Raw genomic sequence first — 26,994 nt, forward strand, 5'->3', positions numbered from 1 at the left:
CAACGTCAGCAGGCTTTTGCCGAACAGGATTGGTCGTGAGCGACCGAGGTCTGAACACCTCAATCACAGGAGAGAATAATGCGGCCAACCGCCGTCATCGCAGCATCGTTAAGCCTCGCGATCATCCAATCAGCGCATGCGCAAACTGATCTGAGCGTCTACGCGAATGCCGAAGGCTTTTTGGACGTTCAGAAACTGACATGCGCGCAGCTCGCCGGAACGTGGCAGGGCGATGCCGATCTTCTCACCGCCTGGTACAGCGGTTGGTACAACGGCCTCGCGCACAAGCATTATCTCGACATCAAGAAGTCCCGGCAAGCCGAGCACGAGGTGATCCAACATTGCAAGGCTCATCCTGATCAACTCATCATCGAGGCGATCGCAATCGTGTTCAAGGACATGAGAGCCAAACTTGGAATCAAGATGCAGCCATAGCTGCGGACAGAACGCTCGACGGGACGCGCCGAAGGTCGGCGCAGCCCTCTCTGCCTCAATTTTCAAGACCGTCAAATAGGTAAAGGAGAGAGAAAATGAAGATCACTCGTCGCGATCTTGCGCTTGGCGGAATGAGTCTGCTCACCGGAGCGGCGATGGGACAATCGGCCGTCGCCCAGGACGGCTCCTTCGTCGGGATCGGTCAGGGCTTGGAGGACTTCTGGCTCGCGAGCGACGCCTACATCTTCGGCTATCCATTGGTGACGATGGAGATGACGCGCCGGGTCATCACCAACGTGGCCGAGCCGGTTGGAACGCGAGGGCCGATGGGCCATATCATCAAGTTGCGCCAGTATCCGGACGCTTCGTTCAGGGATGTCACGGCGCCGAACGCGGACACTCTGTACACGACGTCCTTTTTCGATGTCGGGAAAGAGCCGTGGGTGCTCAGCATCCCGGACATGAAGGGACGCTATTTCTTGATGCCGATGCTCGACGGCTGGACCACAGTGTTTCAGGTTCCAGGGAAACGTACCACCGGCACCGGTGCGCAGACTTACGCGATTACTGGACCCGGGTGGAAAGGCACGCTGCCGGCCGGCGTGAAGGAATACAAGTCAGCCACCAACATCGTGTGGCTGCTCGGCCGCATTTACTGCACCGGTACGCCGGAGGACTATGCGGCGGTCCACAAGCTGCAGGACGAGTGCAGCCTCGTCCCGCTCAGCGCTTACGGCAAACCGTATACGCCACCCGCCGGAAAAGTAGATCCCTCGATCGACATGAAGACGGCTGTCCGCGAACAGGTCAATCGCATGGACGCCGTTTCGTACTTCAAGCTGCTGTGCGAGCTGATGAAGACCAATCCGCCATACGCAGCAGACGCGCCGCAGCTTGCCAAGTTTGCCCGCATCGGCATTGTCCCGGGACAGGATTTTGATGAAAGCAAGCTCAAGGCGGACTTCCTGAAGCGCGTACCGGAGGTGTCGTTCGACAGGATCATGCTTCAGTTCAAGATCAACAAAGCCATCAAGGATGAGAATGGCTTTGCCTTCACAACGAAGACCGGCATCTATGGTACCGACTATCTGATGCGGGCCCTGGTGACCGCGATCGGACTCGGTGCCAATCGTCCGCAGGATGCGGTGTACCCGGTCTCGCAGAAGGACGCGGACGGCCAGAAGTACAATGGCGCGAACAAGTACGTCATGCGGTTTCCCAAAGGCCAACTGCCTCCCGCGGAGGGATTTTGGTCGCTCACGATGTACGATAGCGGCTACTTCTTCGTGAAGAACCCGATCAACCGCTACTCGATCAGCGCCCGTGAAGATCTGAAGGAAAACCCGGACGGCTCGACCGATCTCTACATTCAGAAAGATTCCCCGGGCAAGGACAAGGAGTCGAACTGGCTTCCCGCGCCGGAGGGCGATTTCATACTGATGCTGCGCATGTACTGGCCGCAGGAAACGGACCCGTCGATCATCAACGGCACATGGACGGTTCCTGCCGCCAAGAAGGTCGGAGCTTGAGAGGTTGAACCGATGCCGGCCCGCAAGGGGCCGGCATCGGTTCAAGCGAGCGTGCGCCGCCGAGGGAAGAACTGTGCGGCGGGACAGGTCGTTACGCGAACGCCTAGAATGCGGGGGTGTGAGATGGGCACAGTTGATCTTCCGAGAAAGAGACAGCCCGGCAGGCGAAGCAAAGCAATGTCAGTAATCCGTTTCCCGTTCAGAAGCTCAGTTATCGCGATGGCAATGGCGATAACGTCAATCCCGTCTGGAGCCGTCCGCGCCGACGAGGGTGGCGTCTCATATTGGCTTCCCGGCCGCTTCGGTAGTCTTGCAGCGACCCCTCAGGTCCCAGGCTGGTCGATGGCGGAAGTTTATTATCACACCAGTGTAAGTGCCTTCGGCAATGCAGCGGCCGCAAGGGAGATTCAGGTCGCCAGAATTCCTGCGACGGTGAACGTCGATCTGAACCTGCATTTGAACGCACAGGCGGATCTCGTGCTGCTCAACCCGACCTACACATTCGCAACGCCGGTGCTGGGCGGACAGCTTGCCATTGGCGTAACCGGACTGTTCGGGCGGTCGAGCGCTAACCTTGACGGAACACTGACGGCGGCAGTCGGCCCGCTGGCGCTAACGCGCACGGGCAGCATCGCCGATTCAATTATGTCGGTCGGCGATCTCTATCCGCAGGCGACTCTCAAGTGGAACGCTGGCGTCCACAATTTCATGACCTACGTGACGGGAGATATTCCGGTCGGGGCCTATAGTTCGACCCGTCTCGCCAATCTCGGCATTGGTCATGCTGCAATCGATGCCGGCGGCGGCTATAGCTATTTCAATCCGCAGGCGGGACATGAGTTTTCTGCTGTCGCGGGCTTCACCTACAATTTCAAGAATCCGGATACGCAGTACCAGAACGGCATCGACTTCCACGTGGATTGGGCTGCTTCCCAGTTTCTATCCAAGCAGCTCTTCGTTGGCCTGGTGGGCTATGCCTACCAGCAGATCACCGAAGATTTTGGTCAGCATCCTGCCCTGGGAGGCTTCCGGTCCCGGGTATTCAGCGTCGGCCCGCAGATCGGCTTTCTCTTTCCCGTCGGCGACATGCAGGGCTTCCTGAACCTGAAGGGGTACGGAGAGTTTGCCGCGGAGAACCGCCCGGCCGGCTGGAATACGTGGCTGACGTTTTCAGTTTCGCCGATGGCACCCACCACCGTGGCCGCTACTCGACGTTCGACAACGAAATAGCTGCGCCGTCGCGGCCCAGCCCGGACGCTGCGGTCGGACCGATCGGCGCCTTCCGACGAGCGTCTATGGCTGGTGCGACGTATCGAACACCACCTGATCGTGGTGCCAAAGGCGCTGAAACAACACCCGGCTCGGTTCTGTTCCGATTTTGCCTTCATCAGGGCCGCGATCGAAAGTTCGCCGTCGATTGCTTCCACGACGCGCTTCTCGGGTGCCGTGATCGGCAAATAGATATCGGTATCGGTGTGGTGCGAGTTGATGAGGACTCCCGCTTTGCCGGGCGGCAATCGCTCCTCAACGCACAACGTGCCCGGCATGCGGATCGGCACATAGCCCAACCACGCCTCGCCCTCGAACGTGACCGCATGATCGGCCTCGTCGTCACGATAGAGGATTGCACTGTGTCGTAACATCGTCCCGCGAAACAGCTCCATCGCGCCGTATTGCGCGGACGGAGCAAGATCGGCCAGACGTGGCTGGTGCGGCGTGCCCCGCGGCGCGCCGCAATAAGGCAGATAAGGTGCCTGCCGCATCCAGCGTCCGAAGCGCAATCCATTTCGGGCTGCAAGGGCGAGAAATTGCGGAACAGAATACGGGCGGTCCCGCGGATGCAGCAGGGCGTCGGCGATCCCTGAATCATACAGGAAATCGGGAGACTTCTGCAGCAGCGGCCATAGCGGGTGGCCCTTGGGGAGACTCTTCAACGCCGTCATGAGATCGCGGATCTCGGAAGGCGTGGAGCCGAGACCGAGCAAGCGGCCATATTGCTGGATCAGATAGATCCCCGCCCGTCCGTACGGGGCGTACACCATCAGATGCATGGCTCCACGCGGAGCAAGCACGCTCCGCAAGGCGCGGAGGCCCGCATCCGGATCGGGCAGGTGGTGCAAGACGCCGGTGCAGATGATCTGGTCGAATTGCTCCGCAAGTTGCTCAGCCTGTTCGACGGGCAGCCGCTTGAGATCGAGATTGTCAAGTCGGTGCCTCTCCCGCAGGAGCCTCGTCTTCTCAAGGCTCGCTTCGCTGACATCGATCCCGACGACCCGCGCGCGCGGCCATCGGCGCGCATGTCTTGCCGCTTGAATGGTGCCGCATCCTGCAATCAGGATTGACCGGTCCTCGCGAAATGGCTGCTTCGGCCAGAAAAGATGATGCTCGCTCCTACGGGCCTGCCGCTCGGGCATTTCGGCCTGATCTTCGCCGAGCTGGTCAACGGCGCCGGGGTAGGGATGACGCTCGTAGAAATCATGCACGGCCGCGGCGACCCCGTCCGTGGGACCATCAGTCCAATTCGCCTGCTTCACGATCAGTCCGGCTCCTGTTGGAGTTTCGTGTCGCGGAGCATAGCATGATCTCCGCAGGAACTCCGCAGGCCCCCGATCGTTTTGCAACCTCGGACGTTTCCGTGCTGCCGTTTTGCGCAGCCAGCTATCCGAAGGACGTCTCGACATGGCCAGGAAGTTCAAAGTCGGCGATCACGTGAGCTGGAATTCCGAGGCCGGCCGGGTCTCGGGCACCATCATCGCGGTTCATACCAGCGACTTCGACTACAAGGGCCACACGCATCGTGCCTCGAAGGACGATCCGCAATATGAGATCAAGAGCGACAAGACCGATCATGTCGCGGCCCACAAGGGCAGCGCCCTTCATCCGGCGTAGCGCAGGCGGAGCGTGACACGTCCGTTCTACACGATCGGCCACTCCACCCGAAGCCTCGAGGATTTCATCGCGCTCCTGACTGGGCCGGGGATCGAGCGCGTCGTCGACATCAGGACAGTGCCGCGTTCGCGAACCAATCCGCAGTTCAACAAGGATACGCTTCCCGAACCGCTGGGGGCTGCCGGCATCTCCTATGAGCATATTGCCGCTCTCGGCGGGCTCCGCGGCAAGGCGCGAAGCCTGCCGTCGTCCGTGAACGGTTTCTGGAGCAATGAGAGCTTTCACAACTACGCCGACTATGCGCTGTCGGCGCCGTTTCACTCGGGCCTGCAACATCTGCGCGAGGAGGGGCATAAGCAACGCTGCGTGATGATGTGTTCGGAGGCGGTGTGGTGGCGCTGCCACCGTCGTATCGTCTCCGATTATCTCATCGCGGCCGGCGAGACCGTCATCCACATCATGGGGCAGGGCCGGCTTGAGCCGGCCCGCCTCACCGAGGGCGCGGTCGTCCGCGACGACGGCACGGTGGTCTATCCGGCCACGAGCCGCTCCGAGACATGAGACGCTCTCTCTCAGTCTCAGGCCAGCATCACGGCCGCGCTTCCAGGATCAGGTTGAACGGAGTCTCGGTGGCGCGGCGGAAGCGCGTCAGGCCGCCTTGACGGGCGACGTCACGCAGCCGCGCTTCGCCGGCCTGGGCGCCGAGCGCGAGGCCGACCTCCTGATCCAGCGAGGCCGGCGTGCACACCATCGTCGACGCGGCGTAGTAGAGCCGGCTGACCGGATTGAGATTGTCCTGCAACCGATCGTTGGCGAATGGCTCGATCAGCATGCAGGTGCCGTCGTCGGCCATGCTGTCACGGGTGTGCCTGATTGCACCCACCGGATCGCCCATGTCGTGCAGGCAATCGAAGAAGCAGACCAGGTCATAGCCGCGCTTCGGGAACGTTTTGGCCGTATGGACCTCGAAATGCACGCGGTCGGCCAATCCTTCGGCGCGCGCCGCCTCGCACGCGGCTGCGATCGAGCCGTCATGATAGTCGAAGCCATAGAACGTCGAGTTCGGAAAGGCCTTCGCCATCAGTTGTGTCGACACGCCGTGGCCGCAGCCGACGTCGGCGACAACGGCGCCGCGTTCGAGCTTCTCGATGACGCCATCGAGCGCAGGAAGCCACTCCTGCACCAGATGATGTTTGTAGCCGGTGCGGAAGAAGCGAGCCGTCCCGCAGAACAGACATTCGCTCCGCCTGCTCCAGCCGACGCCCTTGCCGGATTTGAACGCGTCGGAGATTTTCGGCTCGTCCAGAAAAGCCGCCGCGATGACATGACCCACGGCGCCGAGGAACACCGGACTATCCTCGTCGGCCAGTGCCAGCGCCTGCTCCGGCAGCATCGAGAACGTCCCCTTGGCGGGATCGTATTCGACATAGCCGGAGGCCGCCTGGGCGGAGAGCCATTCGCGCACATATCGCTCGGTCGTTCCGGTCGCTTTTGCAAGCTCGGCAGAGTTCATCGAGCCGCCCTTGGCGAGCGCGCGGTAAAGACCGAGCTTGTCGCCGAGCAGGATCAGCGAAGTATTCATCGCCGCGCCGACGTCGCCGATCATTTTTCCCATGAAAGAATTCAGGCGGTCGCTATCGACTTCCATTTTACCCTCCATTGAAAAGTCAGTGGTACAGACGCAATTCCCTTCCAGGCGCCATCATAGACCCCTCGTGTTGCGGCTCGATTTCGTTGCCGGCGCAAAACAGTTTCGTCACGAGTGCCGTTTTGTTACGCGGCCCGCCGCGCTCACGACGCTCGCGCATGAGGTCGAGCCGTTCTTCGCGGAAGGCATGCGCGCGCGTGACGCTGCCCACGCAACGCCAAGCCTTGCCGCTGCTGGCAGCGTGATCTAAGCCTGCGGCCGGCGGGCAGCGCATCGAACAACAATCGCCCGCGATCCTGGGAGGAACGATGAGACGATTCATCATGGCTGCCGCGGCTGTCCTCGTCGCCGGCATGACTCACGCAGCCCCGTTGCCCGAGGCGGAGCCCAGTCAGGTCGGCTTTTCGAAACAAGGCCTCGCGCGGCTCGACGATTTCTTTGCGCGCGAGATCGCGGCCAAGCGCGTGCCGGGCGCTGTGGTGGCGATCGCCCGCGACGGCAGGCTCGTGCATTACAGGGCTTATGGCCAGCTCGACCCGGCGAAGGACACGCCGATGCCGATCGACGCGGTGTTCGCGCTGGCGTCGATGACCAAGCCGATGACGGCGGTCGCGGGTCTCACGCTGATGGAACAAAGCCGCCTGCCGCTGCAAGCGAAGCTCACCGAGTATTATCCGGCGTTCGGCGAGATGAAGGTGGGCGTGCCGCAGCCGGACGGCTCGTTGAAGATGGAGGCGCAGACCTCGCCCATCCACATTCACGATCTCTATCGCCACACCTCCGGCCTGATGTATGGCGGGCGACCGGACAGTTCGAGCCCGCTGGTGCGGCTCTATCCCGACGGCATCGCGCCGGCGCTTGAGGGTGACACCCAGGCCTTCATTGAGCGCATCACCAAGCTGCCGCTGGCGCACCAGCCGTCGACCGCGTTCGAGTACGGCTTCTCGATCGACGTGCTCGGCGCGGTCGTCGAACGGGTCTCCGGCCAGCGGCTCGGTGATTACCTCGCGGCCAATGTCTGGGGGCCGCTTGGTATGAAGGACGCGACCTTCCATCCGTCGGAGACGCAGCGCGCGCGTCTTGCCCATCCATTCGCCAACGATCCACTCACCGGCAAGCCGCAGGCGATCAAGCTGCTCGATGCGCAAACCAGGTTCGATTGCGGCGGCGCCTGCTCGTTCGCCACCGTCGGCGACTATCTCCGTTTCGGACAGATGCTGCTCAATGGCGGCGAGCTCGACGGCAAACGCATCCTGAGCCCCAAGACCGTGCATCACATGACGTCGAACCATCTCGGGCCCGAGATCAAGAACAATGTCGCCAATGTCGAGCCGCATCGCGGTGGGTTCGGTTTCGGTCTCGGGGTGGCGGTGCGGACCAGCGAGGGCCTGTCGTCGGTGCCCGGCAGCCCCGGCGAGTTCACCTGGAACGGCGCCTATGGCACGCAATTCTTCTGCGATCCGCAGGAGCGCCTCGTCGTGGTGGTGGGAACGGCAGCCCCGGGCGAGCTGCGCAAATATTATCGCGAGAACGTCCAGGACATCGTCTATGGCGCGATGGTGAAGTGAGCGACATCACTGCATCGACGTCGCTTGTGCCGGAACATGAGCAAGGCCCGCCGCTCGACGGGCGACGGGCCTTGGTTCTGGTCTGGGTGAATTACCACTGACCGTAATAGTAGGGGCCGGTCAGCGTACCGTTGTTGTTGCCCTCCGGACCGACGTCGCCTTGCGTCGAGCTGGGCGTCGGATGGTTGCTGCCGTTAAAGGAACCATACCAGCCCGGTTGCGCCGGATAGTACATCACGTTTGGCTGCACGGCCTCGTAACGCGGGCCACCCCTATAGTAGGGTCCGTAGTTCCCGTAGGAATAGTAGCCCTGCGCAAATGCACCTGCCGTCGTTGCGAACAGCGTGGCTGCGGCCAGTGACACAACTTTGATCTTCGTTTGCATTGCGAGCTCCTTGCTGGTGTTGCGACCAACGACCTCAATGGGCGAGCGTTCCCGCTTTTCCGATCAACTCCGATGTGAGCGAGCGCTGTAGACATCGTTCCGCAGGATACGATCTGCACCACGAGACGAGCAGCCGCACATGAGCTGCATGGCTGGGATCAGGAAAAGAAGCCCGCCAGTGCGGCGGGCAAGGTCTCAGGGAGGAAGCGCTCACGAAGAACGCCCACCTGCAACCTCGCCGATTCGATGAAGCCTGCGAAGATCGTATAATTACTGTCATCGGCGCCGGCATTATGCCAATGCTCGCAAGTGCCGGCGGGCCGGCAGGGAGCGCCGCGACACCGGTTGCGCGCGAACGGAAATGGGGAGTTTGATGAGCATGTCCGGAATGTTTGCGCGCGTGGTGGCGGGCATCGGCGCGGTCGCGCTGGCGTGGCGGCGGATGCAGGGCGAGGCGCCCAAGCCCGCTTGGGGCAGCACGCCGGAGATTCCGGCGGCGAAATCGCAAGGCGCGATTCCAACGCTCAAGATGCCGACCGCACGCGGCTGGGACAGTGGCCAAAAGCCGACGGCGGCGCCCGGGCTCAAGGTGAACGCGTTCGCAGCCGGGCTCGATCACCCGCGCTGGATCAACGTGCTGCCCAATGGCGACGTGCTGATCGCGGAGGCAACGCAGATCGCGGGCACGCCGCGCACCGTGTTTCACTATGCGATGCAGGCGACGATGCGACGCGCCGCGGCGCTCGGCGTCAGCGCCAACCGCATCACGCTGCTGCGCGACCGTGATGGCGACGGCGTCGCCGAAGTGCGCGGCGCCTTCATGGAGGGCTTGAGCCAGCCGTTCGGCATGGCGCTGGTCGGCGACACCTTCTATGTCGGCAACACCGACGGCGTGGTCGCCTTCCCCTACACGGCAGGCGCGGACCGCATCACGGCGCAGGGCCGCAAGCTCGTCACCTTCAAGCCCGCCGGGCACTGGACCCGCAGCCTGTTGCCGAGCGCCGACGGCAAGAGACTCTACGCCGGCGTCGGCTCGCTCAGCAACATCGCCGAAAGCGGCTTCGAGGTCGAGGAAGGCCGCGCCGCGATCTACGAGCTCGATCTCGCCGCCGGCACCAGCCGCATCTTCGCAAGCGGCTTGCGCAACCCGGTGGGGCTCGCCTGGGAGCCGACCACCAACGTGCTCTGGACCGTGGTCAACGAGCGCGACGGTATCGGCGACGAGACGCCGCCCGACTACCTGACCTCGGTGCGCGACGGCGGCTTCTACGGCTGGCCCTATTGCTACTGGGGGCAGACGGTCGACGACCGCGTGCAGCAGGACCCGGCGATGGTCGCCAAGGCGATCCAGCCGGACTACGCGCTCGGCGGCCACACCGCCTCGCTCGGACTGTGCTGGATGCCTTCAAACACGCTGCCGGGCTTTCCCGACGGCATGGTGATCGGCCAGCACGGCTCGTGGAATCGTTCGACGCTGTCCGGCTACAAGGTCGTGTTCGTGCCGTTCGAGAACGGCCGCCCCTCGGGCCCTGCGCGCGACATCCTGTCGGGCTTCCTGGCGCCTGACGAGAAGGTGTCCTACGGCCGCCCGGTCGGCGTCGCGCTCGGCCCGGACGGCTCGCTGCTGGTGGCCGACGACGTCGGCAACGTGATCTGGCGCGTGACCGGCGCGTAAACCGCGCCGCGACATTCGGCCTAGGCTGACAACCAAGCCCAGTCTCGCCGGGGCGAGCACGTATAAGCCGTAACCCATCGCGCAGGGAAAGGCGGAAGGGCGGAACGAGAGGCAAGACTCGGACAAATCATATCGCGAGAACGCGAACTCACATCTCCTCAGGTGTCATGCCGCGCAGGCGGGCATCCAGTACGCCGCGGCCTCTCGGCTCATGCGCTGGCGTCTCTGGAATACTGGATCACCCGCTTTCGCGGGTGATGACAGTGTGTGCAGCCCGAGACGCGAACTCGGAACTATCCTTGTCATTGCGAGGCGTGCGGCGCCGCGACAATCCATGGTCCCGCATATGCGGAGCAATGGAATGATGGCGTGAGAGACCGAGCGAGAACTATCCCCGTCGTCGTCCCGGCCTGCGCCGGGACGGCGGAACGTGCAGCGCTACCTTCGCCGCATCGCGCGCTTTGTCACCTCCTTCACGCCGCCATCCTCCTTCGGTGCGTGCAGCGTGTCGGCGGCGAGCGAGACCACTTCGGCGATCTGCTGGAGCTGTGCGGCGAGCGGGCTGGTCTTGCGCCAGACCATGCCGATGGTGCGCGAGGGCTGCGGATTCCTGAAGCGCGAGACCACGACCGGGGCCGAGCGCGTCTCCACTGCAACGGCCATTTCCGGAATCAGGGTGACCCCGATGCCGGCGCCGACCATCTGGACCAGCGTCGACAGCGAGCTCGCATCCAGCACCTCGCGCGGCGGCGAGGACTGCATATTGCAGAACGACAGCGCCTGGTCGCGGAAGCAGTGGCCTTCCTCGAGCAGCAAGAGCCGCATGTCGCGCAGCCGTTCGCTGCTCGGCACCGGCGTTCCGGCCTCCGCGCCCGGCCGAACCAAGAGGAAATTCTCCGAGAACAGCGCGACCTCGGTCAGCGACGGTTCCGACACCGGCAACGCCACGATCGCGGTATCGAGCCGGCCCTCGGAGACCTCCTTGATCAGCTTCGGCGTCAGCGTCTCGCGGACATGGATGTCGAGCTCGGGATGCAGCCGCGCGAGATTCTCGATCACCCTGGGCAGCAGATATGGCGCGATCGTCGGAATCATGCCGACGCGCAGGCGGCCGGCGAGCCTGTCGCGCGAGGCGCGCGCGAAGTCGCCGAGCTCGTCGACCGAGCGCAGGATGTCGCGCACGCGGTGCAAGAGCTCCTCGCCGAATTTGGTCAGCGTCACCTGCCGCGCGCCGCGCTCGAGCAGCACGCCGCCGAGCGCTTGCTCCATTTCCCGGATCTGCATCGACAGCGCCGGTTGCGAGATCGCGCAGGCGTCGGCGGCGCGCCCGAAATGGCCGTGGCGGGCCAGCGCCTCGAAATATCTGAGTTGCCGGAGTGTGACGTTTATCATCAGATTATCTTATCGACGCGATCATTAAAGTCAATTTCACCTGATGGAATCGGGCGCGTAGACTCATTCTTGGAACAGCTCCAGCAGATTCCAGAATCCATCACCTCGGAGAAGAAACATGGACGCAAAAACCGACGAAGGCGCGGGCAAATGCCCCTTTACGGGCACCCGTGGACACACGAATCGTGACTGGTGGCCCAACACGCTTGACGTCCAGGTCCTGCATCACAATTCCAACCTGTCCGACCCGATGGGCAAGGAGTTCGACTACGCGAAGGAGTTCAAGGCTCTCGACCTCAACGCTGTCATCAAGGACCTGCACGCCCTGATGACCGAGTCGCAGGAATGGTGGCCGGCCGACTACGGCCACTACGGCGGTCTCATGATCCGCATGGCCTGGCATAGCGCGGGCACCTATCGCATCACCGACGGCCGCGGCGGCGCCGGCGCCGGGCAGCAACGCTTTGCTCCGCTGAACAGTTGGCCTGACAACGCCAACCTCGACAAGGCGCGCCGGCTGCTGTGGCCGATCAAGCAGAAGTACGGCCGCAAAATCTCCTGGGCCGACCTGATGGTCCTGGCGGGCAATGTCGCGCTCGAGTCGATGGGCTTCAAGACCTTCGGCTTCGCCGGCGGTCGCGCGGATGTTTGGGAGCCGGAAGAACTGTATTGGGGTCCGGAAGGCACCTGGCTCGGCGACGAGCGCTACAGCGGCGAGCGTCAGCTCTCGGAGCCGCTCGGTGCCGTGCAGATGGGCCTGATCTATGTCAACCCGGAAGGCCCGAACGGCAATCCGGACCCGGTCGCTGCGGCCAAGGACATCCGCGAGACGTTCTTCCGCATGGCGATGAACGACGAGGAGACCGTCGCGCTGATCGCCGGCGGCCACACCTTCGGCAAGACCCACGGTGCGGGCGATCCGTCGCTGATCGGTCCGGAGCCGGAAGGTGCGGCGCTCGAAGACCAGGGCCTGGGCTGGAAGAGCAAGTTCGGCACGGGCGTCGGCGCTGACGCGATCACCGGCGGTCCGGAAGTAGTGTGGTCGCAGTCCCCGACCAAGTGGAGCAACTACTTCTTCGAGAACCTGTTCAAGTACGAATGGGAGCTGACGAAGAGCCCCGCTGGTGCGCAACAATGGGTGGCGAAGGGCGCGGACGCGATCATTCCCGATCCGTTCGATCCGTCGAAGAAGCGCAAGCCGACCATGTTGACCACCGACCTGTCGCTGCGCTTCGATCCGGCCTACGAGAAGATCTCGCGTCGGTTCTACGAGCATCCGGACCAGTTCGCGGACGCCTTTGCCCGCGCCTGGTTCAAGCTCACGCATCGCGACATGGGCCCGATCCAGCGCTACCTCGGCCCGCTGGTGCCGAAGGAGACGCTGATCTGGCAGGACCCGGTCCCTGCGCTCGACCATCCCGTGGTCGACGACAAGGACGTCGAAGCGCTGAAGGCGAAGATCCTCGCCTCGGGCTTGTCGGTATCCGAGCTGGTGTCGACGGCCTGGGCGTCGGCGTCGACCTTCCGCGGCTCCGACAAGCGCGGCGGTGCCAACGGCGCGCGCATCCGTCTCGCCCCGCAGAAGGACTGGGACGTCAACGAGCCGGCGCAGCTCAAGACGGTGCTCGGCAAGCTCGAAGCCATCCAAAGCGAGTTCAATGCAGCCCAGAAGGGCGGCAAGAAGGTCTCGCTGGCCGACCTCATCGTGCTCGGCGGCGCCGCCGCTATCGAGAAGGCGGCGAAGGATGGCGGCACCGACGTGAAGGTTCCCTTCACGCCCGGACGCACCGATGCGTCGCAGGAGCAGACCGATGCTCCGTCGTTCGCCCCGCTCGAGCCGCGTGCTGATGGCTTCCGCAACTATATCAGCGGCAAGCCGCAGTTCATGACGCCGGAAGAGGCGCTGGTGGACCGCGCGCAGCTCCTGAAGCTGACCGGACCGGAGCTGACGGTTCTGGTCGGTGGCTTGCGCGTGCTCGGTGCCAACGCCAAGAAGTCCAAGCACGGCGTCTTCACCGCCAAGCCGGGGACGCTGACCAACGACTTCTTCCTCAACCTGCTCGATATGAGGACAAAGTGGAACGACGTCGGCGAGGGCGTCTACGAGGGCCGTGACCGCAAGACCAATGCGGTGAAGTGGACCGGCACCCGCGTCGACCTGGTCTTCGGCTCGCACTCGCAACTGCGCGCGTTCGCGGAGGTCTACGGCTCCGCCGACGCCAAGGAGAAGTTCGTCAAGGACTTCGTCGCGGCGTGGACCAAGGTGATGAACGCCGATCGCTTCGACCTGGTCGCTCACAAGTAAGCGGCCGGCAATCACGATCCTTCAGGGCGGTGCCTCGGCGCCGCCCTGATTCATTTCAGGGGTTGTATTCGACAAAAGGTCTTTCGAGATTTGCCCATCCCGTTCAATCGTGCAGCATCATGTCTTGGATCGTCGCATTGACCTCCGCCTGCGCCGGAGGTGACAGCGGAATTGGCAGCGCGCTGCCCGTCGCGTACGGCGCATCGCATTGCGTGGTCTCGCGCGGAGGTTGGACGATCGCGGTCAGGCTTGCCCAGCAAACCAGCAGAGCCACGACCCAGTCCAGCACATTGGATGCGGTCATCGGCGCACCAGCATTGGCATGGTCGTGCGCTGATGCTGCAGCCGACTCGGCCTTCGCGCAATTCGGAAGCTACGAAGCGTCGCTTCGGCGCAGCCGAGACGAATGGCCACGCCCTGATACGGTCACGGCTGCTCCGTGCGCGCCCGTCGTCCCTCGATCGGATAGGCCGGATCGTTGAATCCCGGCGTCGAGGGATGGCCGCTCGCGACGAGGCGGTCGATCAGCGCTTCGTCGTCCGCGGTAAAACGATAGTCGAGCGCGCGGAGATACTCGTCCCACTGCGCCTCGGTGCGCGGGCCCGCGATCACCGAGCTGACGAACGACGAGTTCAGCACCCATGACACCGCGAACTGCCCGGCGGTGATGCCGCGGGCCTCGGCGTAGCGCTTGATCTCCTGCGCGAGCTGCAGGGATTCCGGCCGCCACTCGGTCTGCATCATCCGCTTGTCGTTGCGGCCGGCGCGGCTGTCAGCGGCTGGCGCCGCGTCGGGTGCGTATTTGCCAGTCAGGACACCCCGCGCCAAGGGGCTATAGGGCACGATGCCGAGGCCGTAATAGCCGCACGCCGGAAAGTGCTCGACCTCGGGCATCCGGTTCATCGCGTTGTAGTAGGGCTGACTCGCGATCGGGCGGTCGACGCCGAGCCGGTCGCAGATGTTGCAGATCTCGGCGACGCGCCAGGCGCGGTAGTTGGAGACGCCGAAATAGCGCACCTTGCCGGCGCGGATCAGGTCGGCCATCGCGCGCACCGTTTCCTCAAGGGGCGTCGCGTGGTCTTCCTTGTGCAGATAGTAGATGTCGATGTGGTCGGTGCCGAGCCGCTTCAGGCTCTCGTCGGCCGCCTGCAGCACCCAGCGCCGCGACAGTCCGCTATGGTTGGGATCGTCGCCGATCGGATTGGCGAGCTTGGTCGCGAGAATCCAGTTCGAGCGTTGATTGGCGATCGCGCGGCCGACCACCTCCTCGGACTTGCCGCCATTGTAGGCGTCGGCGCTGTCGATGAAGTTGATGCCGGCCTCGCGCGCCTTGGCGACGATCCGCGCCGATGTCGCCTCGTCGGTCGGTCCGCCGAACATCATGGTGCCAAGGCAGATCGGCGAAACCTTCAGGCCGCTGCGGCCGAGCTGACGGTATTGCATCGGGCACTCCCTCTCGCTGTCATTCCGGGGCGATGCGCCGCATCGAACCCGGAATCTCGAGATTCCAGGTTCATCGCCGCGCGATGCCCCGGAATGACAAGGGTTCAACTCTCGCTTTTCAGGATCTTGAACACACCATTGGCCATTGCGATGCAGCGCTTGTCGACGGTCACCTCGGTGGTGATGAAGATCAGGCTGCGGGTCGAGCGCACCACGCGCGGGCGGGTGATCAGGATCTCGCCGATCTTGCCGGCTTCAACGAAATGGGTGTCAAGTTGCACCGTCGCAAGCGTCGGCTTGCCCGAGACGTGGCGCGCGGTCATGCCGCAACATCGGTCGGCGAATGTCATGATCACGCCGCCCTGCACGAGGCCGCGGCGGTTGTGATGCTTGTCCTCGGTCACAAGCGCGTATGCGGGGAGGTCATCGTCCATCCGCTGCCACAGCGGGCCGACCAGATGCAGGAAGCCAGTGGTGTCGACGATCTTCCAGCCGTCGGATTTGAGTTTGTCCGCGGCCTTCGCCGTCATGTGATGGGGTCCATTGGTTGCAGGCGGGTATGTGCTACGCGTCATTTCATCAAACGCCGTTGTGTTGTAGTCAAGATCAATGGCCCGCCCATTTGACGATGCCACCCGGCGGAATATCGCAGAGCTCTGCGCCGCGTTCACGCGCCTCGCGCCTATGGATGCCGCGCCGACGCTGAAGCGCGCAGCGGTTGCGATCGCGCTGACCGAAGGCGACGATGGCACCGACACCGCCTTTCTGCTGACCCGCCGCAGTGCCAGCCTCCGCGCGCACAGCGCGCAATGGGCGCTGCCGGGCGGGCGCTGCGATGCCGGCGAGACGCAGGCGCAGGCCGCGCTGCGCGAGCTGGACGAGGAGCTCGGACTTTCGCTCGGCGAAAACGCCGTGCTCGGCGTGCTCGATGATTATCCGACGCGATCCGGCTATCTGATCACGCCGGTCGTGGTCTGGGCAGGCAGCAAAGCCGAGATCACGCCGAACCCGGACGAGGTCGCCTCCGTGCATCGCATAGGGCTCGATGCAGTCGAAGCGGCTGATGCCTTCACCTTCGTCTCGATCCCCGAAAGTGTGCGGCACGTGATCCGCTTCCGCCTCGGCGGCCAGCTCATCCATGCGCCAACGGCGGCGCTGATCTATCAGTTCAGCGAAGTGCTGGCCGGGCGCGCGACACGCGTTGCCGATCTCGAGCAGCCGGTGTTCGCCTGGAAATAGCGAGGCTTGAGTTGCGCCGGCGTAACTTCCTATTCATCTTTTTTCGGGCAAGGGGCGCCACATGTCCTGCCTGAGGCGCAAAGATGTTGTTTTCACGGCGTAATTCCGCGGCATGGCGGCGCGCGCGCTCCCGGGGAATTCCGGGCTGACTTCGCGCCTGCGCTTGCTACAAGAGGCGCATGCGCCCGCAATTGATTCGCCCGTGCCTTGGACTCGTCGCGCTCGCGCTGACCGCAGCGGCGCCGTCCGCGTTAGCGAACGGGGCTCGCGCCTTGCCGCCGGCCACCGCGAATGCGATGGCGCAGGCGGTGTCCCCGTTCGCGATCGCCGAATATCGCCGCAAGCTGAAGGAATATCTGGAGGCGCGCGCCGCCTTCGAGCAGGAGGCGGACGCCTACTGGAACGCGATTGCCGACAAGCGGCGCATCCGCAATGCCAAGCGCCGCGACCGCGTGCAGATCACGCTCGACGACTACGTGCTGGAGCAGCCGCCGGTCTATCAGGGACCGAAGCGGCCGGTGAACCCGGCGCCGGAGGAGGAAGAGGAGCGGCCACGGCCGCCGCGCAAACCGATCCCGGTGGTCGCGGATTTCGTCCGCGCGGCAGCCGAGCAATTCCAATTCACGCCGCAGCGTCCCGCTTCCGAGATGGAGTTCAAGCGTGCCTATGCGCGGTATGCGCGCGCGGCGGGCCTGACGCCGGAACAGGCGGTGCGGGTCTATTCGTTCGAGACCGGCGGCACCGGCAGTTATGACGTCCAGTCGGGCATCGAGCATGGCGGCAAGCGCGCCATTTCCACCGCAGTCGGCTACAACCAACTGCTGACCACCAACAGCGTTGAGCTGATGGCCGAGCAGGGCCACGAGTTCGTGCGCGAATTGACGCAGCGGGTTGCGGCCACCTCGGGTCCGGCCCGCAAGGCCATGGAACACAAGCTCGCGGTGCTGAAGAAGATGGTCGCGTTCACACGCACGGTGCCGGACGACTGGTCGGCGCATGCGCGCCTCGCCGACACGCCACAGGGCTGGGCGGTTCACGCCATGGTGCTCGACATCGACGTCGGCCCGATGCTTCAGACCCACAAGCTCCTGACCTCGGTGATCTTCGCGCGCGCCAAGGGCTATAACCGGCCGCTCACCGCCGCCGAGCTCGAGATGATGAACCTGACCGGGGACGGCACCGGCTTCGACATGGTGACCATGCCGCAGGGGCTGCGCGAGCAGGTGCCGACCTCGAACTTCTTTCAGCGCTCCGGCTACGAGCGCAACCCGGTGGCGATCCGCCACAACACGGTGGCGAAGCTGCTTGCCGTGACCAACGAGCGGATGGACTACAACAGCAGCAAGCCCGGTGCGAAGGAACTTGCTTCGGCGTTCTGACCCTCATCTGCCGCCACGGTAGATCGATACGCCTGGAGCGCTACTCGGATCCGAACATGAACTTGCCGTCGCCCTCGAGATAGGGGCCGGAGCGCATGTAAAGCTGGCCGTTCTGACCGATGAAGAACAGCGTGCCCTTCGGCACCTTCTTGGCCCCCTTCAACAGCGTGCCAGCATTGTTGGTACCCATCTTGTAGGACCAGGTCTTGCCGTCCTTGCCATAGGCATAGCCCATGTCGGTCTTCAGCTCCCACGGCGTCGCCGCTTGAGCGAAGGCGGATGTCGACAGCGCGGTGAGGGCGATTGTCGCGAAAAAGGTCTTGGTTGAAAAATGCGTCATGATCCACCTCCGGCCGAAAAATGGCGTCGTATCAGTGCCTTGAACAAATCACGAACGTCGCCGCGCCGTCAATACGACAATGGGCGCGGCCCATTCGCGCATGTCGGCGACTTTGTGATTTCCTGCTGCGCGACTATCTTCGCGTTTCCGTCTACAAGCACTTCATTGCCAGAACACACCTTGGGATGATTCGTATGCACCACGTCGTGAAGATCGGTTTCGGTGTCGCTCTGTCGTTGATGATGCTGACTTCGGTCGCACAGGCCGACGATTTCAAGCTCTCCAACAACCAGCGGATTTCCTGCAGCCGCGGCCTCTCCGCCGGCAAGCTCAATACGGCGACCTGCAGGTCGTATGCCTATCTGTTCAACGCCAGGACCTCGGAATACTTCCGCTGCCAGGTGTCTCTGGCGCTGACGCGGGACAACAAGGAGGTCATCAACGTTCAGGCCGATGGCGGCTGCACCAAGAAGCCGCGCATCTTCGACACCGACGGCAACTATTCGTTCGACGCCACTGAAACCGAGCCGCCGAACACCAACTCGTTCTTCGGCCCCGGCGGCTATGCGATCTGGGCGAGCGACAACAACACGCAGAAGATCCGTGGCTGCATCACCATCTCGTCGGGGCTCGGCTCCGACATCTCGAAGTGCCTCGATATGACGTTCCAGTGATGGCGGCGCGGGCGATGTGATGCGCAGGCCGCGCTCAGCGCCGCTCTGCCGCTCCTGACGCAATCACGCGTCAGGACGCGATGTCCTTTTCGGCCGGAAGCTGCAAGCGCGATCTCGCGAACTTCCTGAGGCCCATCGGCTTTCCGAACAGGTACCCCTGGACCAGATCGAAATCCATGTCGTGCGCGGCAAGGAAATCCGCACGTGTCTCGACCCCCTGCGCAACGACGCGCGCGCCGTGGTCGTGGGCCAGCTCGACGATCCGGCGGCACACCGTCTGCTTCAGGCGCTGATCCGCGCAGCCGGTGACGAACTGATGGTCGACCTTCAGCTCGACGAAGGGAAAGCTCTCGAGCCCCAGCAGGGATGGCCAATTGGCGCCGACATTGTCGACCGAGATCGCGATATTGTGCAGGCGCACGCGCCTCGCGACATCGATCGCGAGGTCCAGATTGTCGATCAGCTCGGCACTGTCGATCTCGATCAGCAGGCCTGCGAACGCCGGGTGATCCGGCATCCGGCGGCAGACTTCGCGCACCGCATCGGCGTTGGCCAGGAAGGAGATCGGCAGGTTGATCGAGAGGTCAACCGGGCCTTTCTGCTCAAGCAGATATCGCCAGTCCTCGATCGCCCGTTCGATGACGAACTCGGACAGGGCCTGGAAGTGCGGGTCGCCCTCGTCAGGAATAAAGTACGCTGGCGGGACGATGCCCCAGGCGGGATGGCGCATCCGGACCAGTGCCTCGGCTCCGCTCGGAACCAGCGTCCGCAGATGGATCTTCTGCTGATACCAGAGCTCAAGCCAGCCGGCTTTCAAGGCTTCGGGGACGTCGACTGCCGGGCTTGGCGCTGGTTCGACTGGAATCAGTGAGGCAAGGGTGTCGCGAAGGGTTGCCGCGCTGAACGGGGTCGGCAAGGCCGGTAGCATCGCGATACCGTATTCGTCGCCGATTTGTCTGACGGCCTTGACGATGATCGAGTCCGGCAGGCCGATGACCAGAACCTTGCCGCCGTACTCCTTTCTCACCAAAGTCTCGAGAATTTTACTGACTTCGATCCCGTCCACGGACACGCCGAGCACCAGCAGGTCGGGTCGTTCCGCGTCCAATACGGTGTCGAGCTCGTCGGCCTGACCGCATTCACTGGTGATGAAGCCGAGATCCTCGAGCGCCTCCGCGAGGAAGGTGCGAAGGTGTTTTTTGCTGTCCGCGATGCAGGCGCGCGGTGTCAGCTTGCGATGCCCGAACCAGCCGGCCCGTGCATATCCGATATGACTGATGTGATTCATGCCCGTCCTATTCGGAGTAGCCCCGAGCGAGTCGTACATCGGAGCGGCACGGGCAATCATGGAAATTTCGGGATCATACATGCATTGCTTCGCTAACCTTAAAGTCGCGAATTCGAATTAAATTGCGGGGGAAATGGCACGTGACGTCGCACCTTCGCCTGCAATAAATGCGTCATCTCGCGTTCATCAGCACGATTTGACGGCTTCACGATCGTCGCAGGATTCGACTACTCCGTGTTTCATCAAGGGACGCTGTTAATCTCTGTGTTGATGCGCTCACGTCGGCGTGAATCTGCGTCATTGTTAGACAACGAGCTGCGCGGCGTGACTCGAATCGGACGCGAATCAATTGCGCGCCGTGCGCCGCACGCATCGCATCGTCATCTTTTGAAGAGCGGAGCGCGTCGGCCGATCTGATCTGCGCCGTCCATGTGACGAGCTGCTCGTTGCGCTCATCCGCGGTCGACAGATCCATCGCGAGATGGGGCTGAGCCCGTCGCGCGCGTCGGCAAGGAAGACGTTCGGCGCATCCAGCGCTCGGACGGCTGCAAGCCTCGCGGGCAGGGGCCCGTGCCTCAGCCTTCTCGCGCTGGAGCGGTTCCTGCATCCGGTCGCATGCCGCGCGCTGCGGCTGCGACAACGCATGCGTCGTTTGGATGGGTTGACCCGGCCGGGGTGTCCGGCCAATTTCCGGCCGGCTCAAGGGGAGAATAATACTCATGAATTGGAAGTTGGTGGCTGCTGCGACCGTGGCAGCCAGCGTTTTGTCGGCGCCTGTCGCACGGGCCGAGCAGTTCATTAACGTGCTCACGGGTGGGACGTCCGGCGTTTACTATCCGCTCGGCGTCGCGATGGCGAAGATCTATGGCGACAAGATCCCCAACGTGAAGGCCCAGGTGCAGGCCACCAAGGCGTCGGTGGAGAACCTGGTGCTGCTGCAGCAGGGCCGCGGCGAGATCGCGTTCACTCTTGGTGATTCGCTGAAGGCGGCCTGGGAAGGCGATGCGGAAGCCGGCTTCAAGAACAAGCTCGACAAGCTGCGCACCATCGGCGCGATTTATCCGAACTACATCCAGATCGTCGCGACCGGCGAAAGCGGCATCAAGACGCTGGCCGATCTAAAGGGCAAGAGTCTGTCGGTGGGAGCGCCGAAATCCGGAACCGAGCTGAATTCGCGCGCAATCCTCGCGGCCGCTGGCATGAGCTACAAGGATCTCGGAAAAGTCGAGTATCTGCCGTTTGCGGAATCCGTCGATCTGATGAAGAACCGTCAGCTCAACGCGACCTTGCAGTCCGCCGGCCTCGGCGTCGCCTCGCTGAAAGACCTCTCGACCTCGACCGATATCACCGTGGTCGCCGTTCCGAAGGAGACCGTCGACAAGATCGGTCCGCCCTTCGTCTCGGTAATCATCCCGGCCAATACCTATACCGGCCAGGACAAGGATGTGCCGAGCGCGGCGGTGGTGAACTACCTCGTCACCTCCAGCGCCGTATCAGACGAGCTCGCCTACCAGATGACCAAGCTTGTCTATGAGTCGCTGCCGGAGCTTGGCAACGCCCATGCCGCGGGCAAGGAGATCAAGCTCGAGACGGCTGCGAGCGGCAGCCCGGTGCCGCTGCATCCTGGCGCGATCCGGTATTACAAGGAAAAGGGCCTGATCAAGTAAGAGACGGCGTGGATAAATGCGTCATGGCCGGGCTTGACCCGGCCATCGATCTTTCTACAGACGTTGATTTTTCGACGGACGCGCGGGTCGACCCCGCGCATGACACACGGTGACCGCGGCCCAAGCGCCACAGAGGCGCATGCTGCGTCGCGGGCACGGCGGGGGACACATTCATGCAACAGCAGGCCGAGGGCGCACAGCAGCCCGTCAAGGTTGAATTCGACAATTTCGAGCATGGGTTTCCGGAAGGGTTCGGATCGGGCGGCTGGGGTTACTTGGCGTATGTCATCGCGCTCGCCTTTGCGGTGTTCCAGCTCTATGTCGCAGCCTTCAACTACCTGCCGAGCCAGGTGGTGCGCGGCGTCCATGTCGGCTTCCTGATCCTGCTGACCTTCGGCCTGATCGGCAATTTCACCGCGAGGACCAATTTCGGCCGCGCGGTGAGCTGGATCGTCGGTGCCGCTGGCTTCCTCTGTGGGCTCTACCAGTGGATTTTCTACGCCGACCTGATCGCCCGTGACGGCGACCCGACCACCACTGATCTCGCGGTGGGCACGCTGCTCGCCGTGCTGATCTTCGAAGGCACGCGGCGGCTGATGGGCGCGGCACTGCCGCTGATGTGCGGCGCCTGTCTGCTCTACTGGTTCTTCGGGCAGTACCTGCCGTCGCCGCTCAATCATCGCGGCTACGATTTCGACCAGATCGTCACGCATCTTTCCTTCGGCACCGAAGGCTTCTACGGCGTGCCGATCTACGTCTCGGCGACATACATCTTCCTGTTCATCCTGTTTGGCTCGTTCCTCGAGCGCGCCGGCATGATCCAGCTCTTCACCGATGTCTCGCTCGGCCTGTTCGGCCGGACCCGCGGCGGACCGGCCAAGGTCGCGGTGTTCGCCTCGGGCATGATGGGGACGATCTCGGGATCCGGTGTCGCCAACGTCGTGACCGTCGGCCAATTCACGATTCCGCTGATGATCAAGTTCGGCTATCGCCGCGCCTTCGCTGCCGGCGTCGAGGCCACCGCCTCGATGGGCGGGCAGATCATGCCGCCGGTGATGGGCGCGGTTGCCTTCATCATGGCGGAGACGCTCGGAGTTCCCTATTCGGAGATCGTCAAGGCCGCGGTGATCCCAGCGGTCCTCTACTTCGCCTCCGCGTTCTGGATGGTGCATCTTGAAGCGGGCAAGCACGGTCTCGTTGGCATGAAGCGTTCGGAGATCCCGAGCGCCTGGAAGGCGCTGGTGGCGCGCTGGTACCTGGTGCTGCCGCTCGCAGCCCTGGTCTATATGCTGTTCGAGGGATTCACGCCGCTCTACGCCGGCAGCATGGGGCTTGCGCTGACGGTCGCGTTGATCCTGGGCGCCAGCATCACCCTCGGTTTGTCCAATACCGTCCTGCGCTACATCTTCTGGATCGGGCTGGCGCTGGTGGTCGCGGCGGTCTCGCGCAACGGGCTCGAGATCGTTCCGGTCGCCTGCATCGTCGCCGGCCTCATCGCTCTTGCGGCGATCACCCGCGGGGGCCGCGCCACGCTCGCGGCATGCCGTGATTCGCTCGCCGACAGCGCCAAGTCGGCACTCACCGTCGGCATGGCCTGCGCCATCGTCGGGACCATCATCGGCATGATGACGCAAACCGGTGTCGGCACCATCTTCGGGAGCTGGATCATCGGCCTCGGCGCCAAGAGCCTGTTCCTGGCGCTGATCATGACCATGCTGCTGTCGATCCTGCTCGGCACCGGCATCCCGACCATTCCGACCTACATCATCACCGCAGCGCTCGCCGCGCCCGCGCTGGCGAAGCTCGGTGTGCCGCTGATCGCGAGCCACATGTTCGCGTTCTACTACGGCATCATGGCTGATCTCTCGCCGCCGGTGGCGCTTGCGGCCCTTGCCGCGGCACCGATCGCCAAGGAGAATCCGGACAAGATCGGCTGGGAGGCAATGCGGATCGCGCTTGCCGGCTACGTCATTCCCTTCATCTTCGTCTATTCGCCGGCGCTGATGCTGCAGACCAGCGATCCGATGGTCGCGCAAATCGGCTTCTACGGCGCGGTGGCGCTCGCGTCCTTGAAGGCGCTGGTGGCGATCGCCTTGTTCGGCGTGGTCGCGATCGGCTTCCTGTTCGCGCGGCTGACGCTGATCGAACTGGCCGTGGCGTTTGCCGGTGCGCTCTGCCTGCTCGGCGACTTCCCGTTCTCGGATACCGCCGGCTTCACGCTCGCCGCAGCGGTCCTGCTGTGGCAGTGGCGGCAGCGGTCGCGCAATGCGGTGGCGGCGGCTTGAGCCTCTGCCTTTCTTCGGCAGGTGTCGTGAAGGCGCTGTCGGTCGCCGCTTTCACGCTGGCCTGGACGCATTCGATCGAGAAGACGGCGTGGCAGGAAGACTGGCGTGTCACGGACGCCGGGCTTCAACTTGTGCAAGCTCGCATCAAGGGCTTCGGTGCCGGCATGGAGCCGCCGCCGGAGGCACGCCTCGTCGACGGCTGGTTCCAGTGGACGCCGCCGCGGGCGCCACGGCCGCAGGTCGTGCTCGGCAATTCCGGTGTCGCCGGCGAATGGCATCTATGCCATGAGGGACAGTGCCAGACGCTATCAGAGATTTTCGGACATCCGATCGGTGCTAATGTCACCACGATGAGTGTGTGTCCGAATCCGTAGCCCGGATGGAGCGGAGCGAAATCCGGGACCAGCGTTCCCGGATTGCGCTCCGCTCCATCCGGGCTACAAGAATCAATAAAGGGGAGAACAATCGATGGATCGGCTCAAGGGCAAGGTTGCGATGGTGGTCGGCGCGGGCTCGATCGGACCCGGCTGGGGTAATGGCAAGGCGACCGCCGTCACCTTCGCGCGCGAGGGCGCCAGCGTGTTTTGCGTCGATCGCAACGGTGAGGCTGCGGAAGAGACCGCAGGAATCATCACCGGCGAGGGCGGCAGGGCGACCGCGTTCACCGCTGACGTTTCACGCGCCGGCGAGGTTGAAGCAATGGTCGCAGCCTGCCTGCAGACCTATGGCCGCATCGACGTGCTCGACAACAACGTCGGCATCGCCGAGGTCGGCAGCGTGGTCGAGGTCGGCGAAGCCGAATGGGATCGCGTTTTTGCGGTCAATCTCAAGAGCGCCTATCTGGCGATGAAGCACGTCATTCCCGTGATGATCAAGCAGGGCGGCGGCTCGATCATCAACATCTCCTCGATCGCCTCGATCCGCCATGTCGGCATTTCCTATGTCAGCTACAACGCGAGCAAGGCCGCGATGAACCAGATGACGCGCTCGACCGCGGTCGAGTTCGCGCCGAAGCATGTCCGCGTCAACGCCATCCTGCCCGGGCTGATGAAGACGCCGATGGTCGCGCATTCGGCCGGGCTGGCGCAGAGCTACGCCAAGGGCGATGTGGAGGCGATGTGGCGCGCACGTGACGCGCAGGTACCGATGGGGCACATGGGCGACGCCTGGGACGTCGCCAATGCGGCGCTGTTCCTGGCTTCCGACGAATCGAAATACGTCACCGGCATCGAGCTCATAGTCGATGGCGGCATCACCTCAAAGTCGGGTGCGTGAGAGGCAGTCGCGCGCGGCGACGGATCACACTTCCGCGCTGAGCTCGGCGCGGTCAAGTTCTTCCTCGACCAGATGGAAGGCATCGTCGCCGATCACTTCGATGCTCCGCAGATTGAGCAGCGCCAGGCGGGCGGCGGCGATGGCGCGGCGGCGCAGCGGATCGGCCGGCAGTTCGCTCGTCGCCACGCCGCCGTCGGGCTCGGTTTCGGCGCGCAGCAGCACGGCGCGATATTCGAGACGGAGGATCTCGGCTTCCTCGGATGGATCGCTCTCGACCGCATCGAGCGCGGCGCGATAGGCGACGGCGCGGGCGTACGCGGCTTCGCGCGCAACCGGATCGTCCTCCTTGAATTTCAGCGCCAGGATCAGCGGCCGCAGCGTAAGGCCCTGCAGCACCAGCGAGCCCAGCACCACGGCAAAGGCCGTGAGCAGGATGAGATCGCGATAGGGGAAGCTTTCCGGCAGCGCAAAGGCGGCCGCCAGCGTGACGATGCCGCGCATCCCGCACCAGGACACGACGATGCCGCGCCGCACCGTCGGCACCGCCATCTCCACCCGCGGCGGAAGCAGGCCGTGCGCCTTCAAGGCGCGCAGGAAGACGCCATAGGGCATCACCCAGGCGATGCGGACGACGATCACGACGGCGAGGATCGTGGCGGCGAACGTGCCGTATTGGAAGCGCACGTTGGCGTCGAGCCCAGACCAGATCGGACGCAACTGCATGCCGATCAGCATGAACGCCAGCACGTTGAGCACGAAGACGACGGTGTCCCACACCGCATAGGAGGACACGCGCAGCCGTGCCGGGATGCGGGCCGGCGCGGTGCGGGCGATCGTGATCGCGTAGGCGACGATGGTGAGGATGCCGGACAGCCCGACATGCTCGGCGACGATCCACACCATGAAGGTGCCGCCGAATTGCGTAATGATCGCGCTCGGCGCCTCGGTGATGCGGCGGGTGATCAACGTCCAGACCTGCGCGAACAGATAGCCCGCGGCGAGGCTTCCGAGCAGCGCCACCGCGACCGAGGGAACGAATTCCCGCACCTTCATGTGTTCGGCCGCAACCAGACCGACGGCGACGCGATAGATCAACAGCGCGCTGGCATCGTTGAGCAGGCTTTCGCCCTCGAGGATTTTCTGGATGCGGTAGGGCAGATTGACCTGGCGCAGGATCGCGGTGGCGGCCGCGGCATCGGGCGGTGCCACGATGGCGCCGAGCGCGATCGCAACCGCCCACGGCATATCCGAGCGCAGCCAGTGCGCGACCGCGGCGACAGCAGTGGTCGTGATGCCGACCGCCGCGAGCACCAGCGTCGAGACCGGTAGCCAGTTGTTGCGAAGGTCGCGCAGCGAGGTGTCGAAGGCCGCATCGAGCAGCACCGGCGCGACGAACAGCGCCAGCGCCAGCTTCGGTTCCAGCGTCCAGGACGGGCCGGACGGCAGCAGGGCCAGCAGCATGCCGCCGATCGCAAGGAACGTCGGATAGGGCACCTTGAGCCGCCGGGCCAGCGCCGACAGCGCAACGGCCGCCAGCAGAAGGCCGATGATCCATTCGAATGTCAGCAAGATGAACCC

At 63.8% G+C, this 26,994-nt stretch carries 25 protein-coding genes and 1 pseudogene; 16 read left to right on the top strand and 10 right to left on the bottom strand.

Translation table 11 applies throughout. The features are described from left to right. Window positions 1-78 precede the first annotated feature (78 nt). The 3 genes from P6U25_RS04960 (at window position 79) to P6U25_RS04970 (ending at window position 3,194) form a co-directional block, all read left to right on the top strand. Window positions 79-435 (top strand): HdeA/HdeB family chaperone, encoded by a 357-nt coding sequence (locus P6U25_RS04960; protein ID WP_407150350.1) that lies wholly within the window; start codon window positions 79-81, stop codon window positions 433-435. 95 nt (window positions 436-530) lie between these two features. After that, a complete protein-coding gene (locus P6U25_RS04965; RefSeq protein ID WP_407150351.1) occupies window positions 531-1,964 on the top strand; it encodes a DUF1254 domain-containing protein in 1,434 nt (477 codons plus the stop codon). A 219-nt stretch (window positions 1,965-2,183) separates the two neighbouring features. Continuing rightward, entirely contained in the window at window positions 2,184-3,194 is a 1,011-nt protein-coding gene (locus P6U25_RS04970; RefSeq protein ID WP_407152422.1) for a transporter, read from the top strand. A gap of 854 nt (window positions 3,195-4,048) precedes the next feature. On the opposite strand, the pseudogene P6U25_RS04975 reads toward P6U25_RS04970, so the two are convergent. Next, window positions 4,049-4,645 (bottom strand): annotated as a pseudogene (locus P6U25_RS04975) (class I SAM-dependent methyltransferase); the annotation flags it as partial. On the opposite strand from P6U25_RS04975, the gene P6U25_RS04980 reads away from it, so the two are divergent. After that, window positions 4,644-4,853 carry a DUF2945 domain-containing protein gene (locus P6U25_RS04980; protein ID WP_407150352.1) on the top strand — a complete coding sequence of 70 codons (210 nt, stop codon included), beginning with the start codon at window positions 4,644-4,646 and terminating at the stop codon, window positions 4,851-4,853. The pseudogene P6U25_RS04975 and the gene P6U25_RS04980 sit on opposite strands and share 2 nt — an antisense overlap. A gap of 12 nt (window positions 4,854-4,865) precedes the next feature. Next, the gene (locus P6U25_RS04985; RefSeq protein WP_407150353.1) at window positions 4,866-5,414 is read left to right on the top strand and encodes a DUF488 family protein; all 549 of its coding nucleotides are present in this window, start codon (window positions 4,866-4,868) and stop codon (window positions 5,412-5,414) included. 28 nt (window positions 5,415-5,442) lie between these two features. Here P6U25_RS04985 and P6U25_RS04990 read toward each other — a convergent pair whose 3' ends face one another. Then, window positions 5,443-6,501 (bottom strand): class I SAM-dependent methyltransferase, encoded by a 1,059-nt coding sequence (locus tag P6U25_RS04990; RefSeq protein WP_407150354.1) that lies wholly within the window; start codon window positions 6,499-6,501, stop codon window positions 5,443-5,445. Window positions 6,502-6,568: 67 nt separating this feature from the next. Between P6U25_RS04990 and P6U25_RS04995 the strand changes: the two genes are divergently transcribed. After that, window positions 6,569-6,751 (top strand): hypothetical protein, encoded by a 183-nt coding sequence (locus P6U25_RS04995; protein WP_407150356.1) that lies wholly within the window; start codon window positions 6,569-6,571, stop codon window positions 6,749-6,751. 58 nt (window positions 6,752-6,809) lie between these two features. Further along, complete coding sequence (locus P6U25_RS05000) at window positions 6,810-8,069, top strand: serine hydrolase domain-containing protein (RefSeq protein ID WP_407150357.1); 1,260 nt, start codon at window positions 6,810-6,812, stop codon at window positions 8,067-8,069. A gap of 91 nt (window positions 8,070-8,160) precedes the next feature. On the opposite strand, the gene P6U25_RS05005 is transcribed toward P6U25_RS05000, so the two are convergent. Then, a complete protein-coding gene (locus P6U25_RS05005; RefSeq protein WP_407150358.1) occupies window positions 8,161-8,454 on the bottom strand; it encodes a hypothetical protein in 294 nt (97 codons plus the stop codon). 373 nt (window positions 8,455-8,827) lie between these two features. Here P6U25_RS05005 and P6U25_RS05010 point away from each other — a divergent pair, with 373 nt between their 5' ends. After that, window positions 8,828-10,129 (top strand): PQQ-dependent sugar dehydrogenase, encoded by a 1,302-nt coding sequence (locus P6U25_RS05010; protein WP_407150359.1) that lies wholly within the window; start codon window positions 8,828-8,830, stop codon window positions 10,127-10,129. A 438-nt stretch (window positions 10,130-10,567) separates the two neighbouring features. Here the strand turns inward: P6U25_RS05010 and P6U25_RS05015 are convergent, their stop codons facing one another. Further along, complete coding sequence (locus P6U25_RS05015) at window positions 10,568-11,521, bottom strand: LysR substrate-binding domain-containing protein (RefSeq protein WP_407150360.1); 954 nt, start codon at window positions 11,519-11,521, stop codon at window positions 10,568-10,570. Window positions 11,522-11,639: 118 nt separating this feature from the next. Between P6U25_RS05015 and katG the strand changes: the two genes are divergently transcribed. Further along, window positions 11,640-13,826, top strand: a complete 2,187-nt coding sequence (gene katG, locus P6U25_RS05020) for a catalase/peroxidase HPI (RefSeq protein ID WP_407150361.1) — start codon at window positions 11,640-11,642, stop codon at window positions 13,824-13,826. Window positions 13,827-13,929: 103 nt separating this feature from the next. On the opposite strand, the gene P6U25_RS05025 is transcribed toward katG, so the two are convergent. From P6U25_RS05025 to P6U25_RS05035, 3 genes are all read right to left on the bottom strand, one after another. After that, entirely contained in the window at window positions 13,930-14,130 is a 201-nt protein-coding gene (locus P6U25_RS05025) for a hypothetical protein (RefSeq protein WP_407150362.1), read from the bottom strand. Window positions 14,131-14,252: 122 nt separating this feature from the next. After that, entirely contained in the window at window positions 14,253-15,269 is a 1,017-nt protein-coding gene (locus P6U25_RS05030; protein WP_407150363.1) for an aldo/keto reductase, read from the bottom strand. 104 nt (window positions 15,270-15,373) lie between these two features. Next, entirely contained in the window at window positions 15,374-15,799 is a 426-nt protein-coding gene (locus P6U25_RS05035) for a PaaI family thioesterase (RefSeq protein ID WP_407150364.1), read from the bottom strand. 79 nt (window positions 15,800-15,878) lie between these two features. On the opposite strand from P6U25_RS05035, the gene P6U25_RS05040 reads away from it, so the two are divergent. Both P6U25_RS05040 and P6U25_RS05045 read left to right on the top strand, forming a co-directional pair. Continuing rightward, the gene (locus P6U25_RS05040; RefSeq protein ID WP_407150365.1) at window positions 15,879-16,508 is read left to right on the top strand and encodes an NUDIX hydrolase; all 630 of its coding nucleotides are present in this window, start codon (window positions 15,879-15,881) and stop codon (window positions 16,506-16,508) included. 179 nt (window positions 16,509-16,687) lie between these two features. After that, window positions 16,688-17,887 carry a hypothetical protein gene (locus tag P6U25_RS05045; protein WP_407150366.1) on the top strand — a complete coding sequence of 400 codons (1,200 nt, stop codon included), beginning with the start codon at window positions 16,688-16,690 and terminating at the stop codon, window positions 17,885-17,887. Window positions 17,888-17,927: 40 nt separating this feature from the next. Here P6U25_RS05045 and P6U25_RS05050 read toward each other — a convergent pair whose 3' ends face one another. After that, window positions 17,928-18,227: a hypothetical protein gene (locus P6U25_RS05050; RefSeq protein WP_407150367.1), complete on the bottom strand. Its 300-nt coding sequence runs from the start codon at window positions 18,225-18,227 to the stop codon at window positions 17,928-17,930. A 194-nt stretch (window positions 18,228-18,421) separates the two neighbouring features. Between P6U25_RS05050 and P6U25_RS05055 the strand changes: the two genes are divergently transcribed. Continuing rightward, complete coding sequence (locus tag P6U25_RS05055) at window positions 18,422-18,901, top strand: hypothetical protein (protein WP_407150368.1); 480 nt, start codon at window positions 18,422-18,424, stop codon at window positions 18,899-18,901. Between the two features lie 70 nt (window positions 18,902-18,971). Here the strand turns inward: P6U25_RS05055 and P6U25_RS05060 are convergent, their stop codons facing one another. Beyond that, window positions 18,972-20,189: an EAL domain-containing protein gene (locus P6U25_RS05060; RefSeq protein ID WP_407150369.1), complete on the bottom strand. Its 1,218-nt coding sequence runs from the start codon at window positions 20,187-20,189 to the stop codon at window positions 18,972-18,974. A gap of 719 nt (window positions 20,190-20,908) precedes the next feature. On the opposite strand from P6U25_RS05060, the gene P6U25_RS05065 reads away from it, so the two are divergent. The 4 genes from P6U25_RS05065 to P6U25_RS05080 all read left to right on the top strand — a co-directional run bounded on the left by P6U25_RS05065 (window position 20,909) and on the right by P6U25_RS05080 (window position 25,416). Next, the gene (locus tag P6U25_RS05065) at window positions 20,909-21,856 is read left to right on the top strand and encodes a TAXI family TRAP transporter solute-binding subunit (protein WP_407150370.1); all 948 of its coding nucleotides are present in this window, start codon (window positions 20,909-20,911) and stop codon (window positions 21,854-21,856) included. A gap of 173 nt (window positions 21,857-22,029) precedes the next feature. Continuing rightward, entirely contained in the window at window positions 22,030-24,141 is a 2,112-nt protein-coding gene (locus tag P6U25_RS05070) for a TRAP transporter permease (protein ID WP_407150371.1), read from the top strand. After that, window positions 24,138-24,515 carry a DUF1850 domain-containing protein gene (locus P6U25_RS05075; protein WP_407150372.1) on the top strand — a complete coding sequence of 126 codons (378 nt, stop codon included), beginning with the start codon at window positions 24,138-24,140 and terminating at the stop codon, window positions 24,513-24,515. Before P6U25_RS05070 ends, P6U25_RS05075 begins: the two co-directional genes overlap by 4 nt. 94 nt (window positions 24,516-24,609) lie before the next feature. Continuing rightward, complete coding sequence (locus P6U25_RS05080; protein WP_407150373.1) at window positions 24,610-25,416, top strand: SDR family NAD(P)-dependent oxidoreductase; 807 nt, start codon at window positions 24,610-24,612, stop codon at window positions 25,414-25,416. Between the two features lie 24 nt (window positions 25,417-25,440). Here the strand turns inward: P6U25_RS05080 and P6U25_RS05085 are convergent, their stop codons facing one another. Beyond that, window positions 25,441-26,985, bottom strand: a complete 1,545-nt coding sequence (locus tag P6U25_RS05085) for a cation:proton antiporter (RefSeq protein WP_407150374.1) — start codon at window positions 26,983-26,985, stop codon at window positions 25,441-25,443. Between the last annotated feature and the right edge of the window lie 9 nt (window positions 26,986-26,994).

The organism is Bradyrhizobium sp. ORS 86, assembly GCF_045571475.1.
Lineage (GTDB): Bacteria > Pseudomonadota > Alphaproteobacteria > Rhizobiales > Xanthobacteraceae > Bradyrhizobium.

Bases quoted from the DNA above. Each gene is read 5' to 3' on its own strand.
- P6U25_RS04960 (WP_407150350.1), top strand. From the start codon at position 79: ATGCGGCCAACCGCCGTCATCGCAGCATCGTTAAGCCTCGCGATCATC.
- P6U25_RS04965 (WP_407150351.1), top strand. From the start codon at position 531: ATGAAGATCACTCGTCGCGATCTTGCGCTTGGCGGAATGAGTCTGCTC.
- P6U25_RS04970 (WP_407152422.1), top strand. From the start codon at position 2,184: ATGGCAATGGCGATAACGTCAATCCCGTCTGGAGCCGTCCGCGCCGAC.
- P6U25_RS04980 (WP_407150352.1), top strand. From the start codon at position 4,644: ATGGCCAGGAAGTTCAAAGTCGGCGATCACGTGAGCTGGAATTCCGAG.
- P6U25_RS04990 (WP_407150354.1), bottom strand. From the start codon at position 6,501: ATGGAAGTCGATAGCGACCGCCTGAATTCTTTCATGGGAAAAATGATC.
- P6U25_RS05000 (WP_407150357.1), top strand. From the start codon at position 6,810: ATGAGACGATTCATCATGGCTGCCGCGGCTGTCCTCGTCGCCGGCATG.
- P6U25_RS05005 (WP_407150358.1), bottom strand. From the start codon at position 8,454: ATGCAAACGAAGATCAAAGTTGTGTCACTGGCCGCAGCCACGCTGTTC.
- P6U25_RS05010 (WP_407150359.1), top strand. From the start codon at position 8,828: ATGAGCATGTCCGGAATGTTTGCGCGCGTGGTGGCGGGCATCGGCGCG.
- P6U25_RS05015 (WP_407150360.1), bottom strand. From the start codon at position 11,521: ATGATAAACGTCACACTCCGGCAACTCAGATATTTCGAGGCGCTGGCC.
- katG (WP_407150361.1), top strand. From the start codon at position 11,640: ATGGACGCAAAAACCGACGAAGGCGCGGGCAAATGCCCCTTTACGGGC.
- P6U25_RS05025 (WP_407150362.1), bottom strand. From the start codon at position 14,130: ATGACCGCATCCAATGTGCTGGACTGGGTCGTGGCTCTGCTGGTTTGC.
- P6U25_RS05030 (WP_407150363.1), bottom strand. From the start codon at position 15,269: ATGCAATACCGTCAGCTCGGCCGCAGCGGCCTGAAGGTTTCGCCGATC.
- P6U25_RS05035 (WP_407150364.1), bottom strand. From the start codon at position 15,799: ATGACGGCGAAGGCCGCGGACAAACTCAAATCCGACGGCTGGAAGATC.
- P6U25_RS05040 (WP_407150365.1), top strand. From the start codon at position 15,879: ATGGCCCGCCCATTTGACGATGCCACCCGGCGGAATATCGCAGAGCTC.
- P6U25_RS05045 (WP_407150366.1), top strand. From the start codon at position 16,688: ATGCGCCCGCAATTGATTCGCCCGTGCCTTGGACTCGTCGCGCTCGCG.
- P6U25_RS05050 (WP_407150367.1), bottom strand. From the start codon at position 18,227: ATGACGCATTTTTCAACCAAGACCTTTTTCGCGACAATCGCCCTCACC.
- P6U25_RS05055 (WP_407150368.1), top strand. From the start codon at position 18,422: ATGCACCACGTCGTGAAGATCGGTTTCGGTGTCGCTCTGTCGTTGATG.
- P6U25_RS05060 (WP_407150369.1), bottom strand. From the start codon at position 20,189: ATGAATCACATCAGTCATATCGGATATGCACGGGCCGGCTGGTTCGGG.
- P6U25_RS05065 (WP_407150370.1), top strand. From the start codon at position 20,909: ATGAATTGGAAGTTGGTGGCTGCTGCGACCGTGGCAGCCAGCGTTTTG.
- P6U25_RS05070 (WP_407150371.1), top strand. From the start codon at position 22,030: ATGCAACAGCAGGCCGAGGGCGCACAGCAGCCCGTCAAGGTTGAATTC.
- P6U25_RS05080 (WP_407150373.1), top strand. From the start codon at position 24,610: ATGGATCGGCTCAAGGGCAAGGTTGCGATGGTGGTCGGCGCGGGCTCG.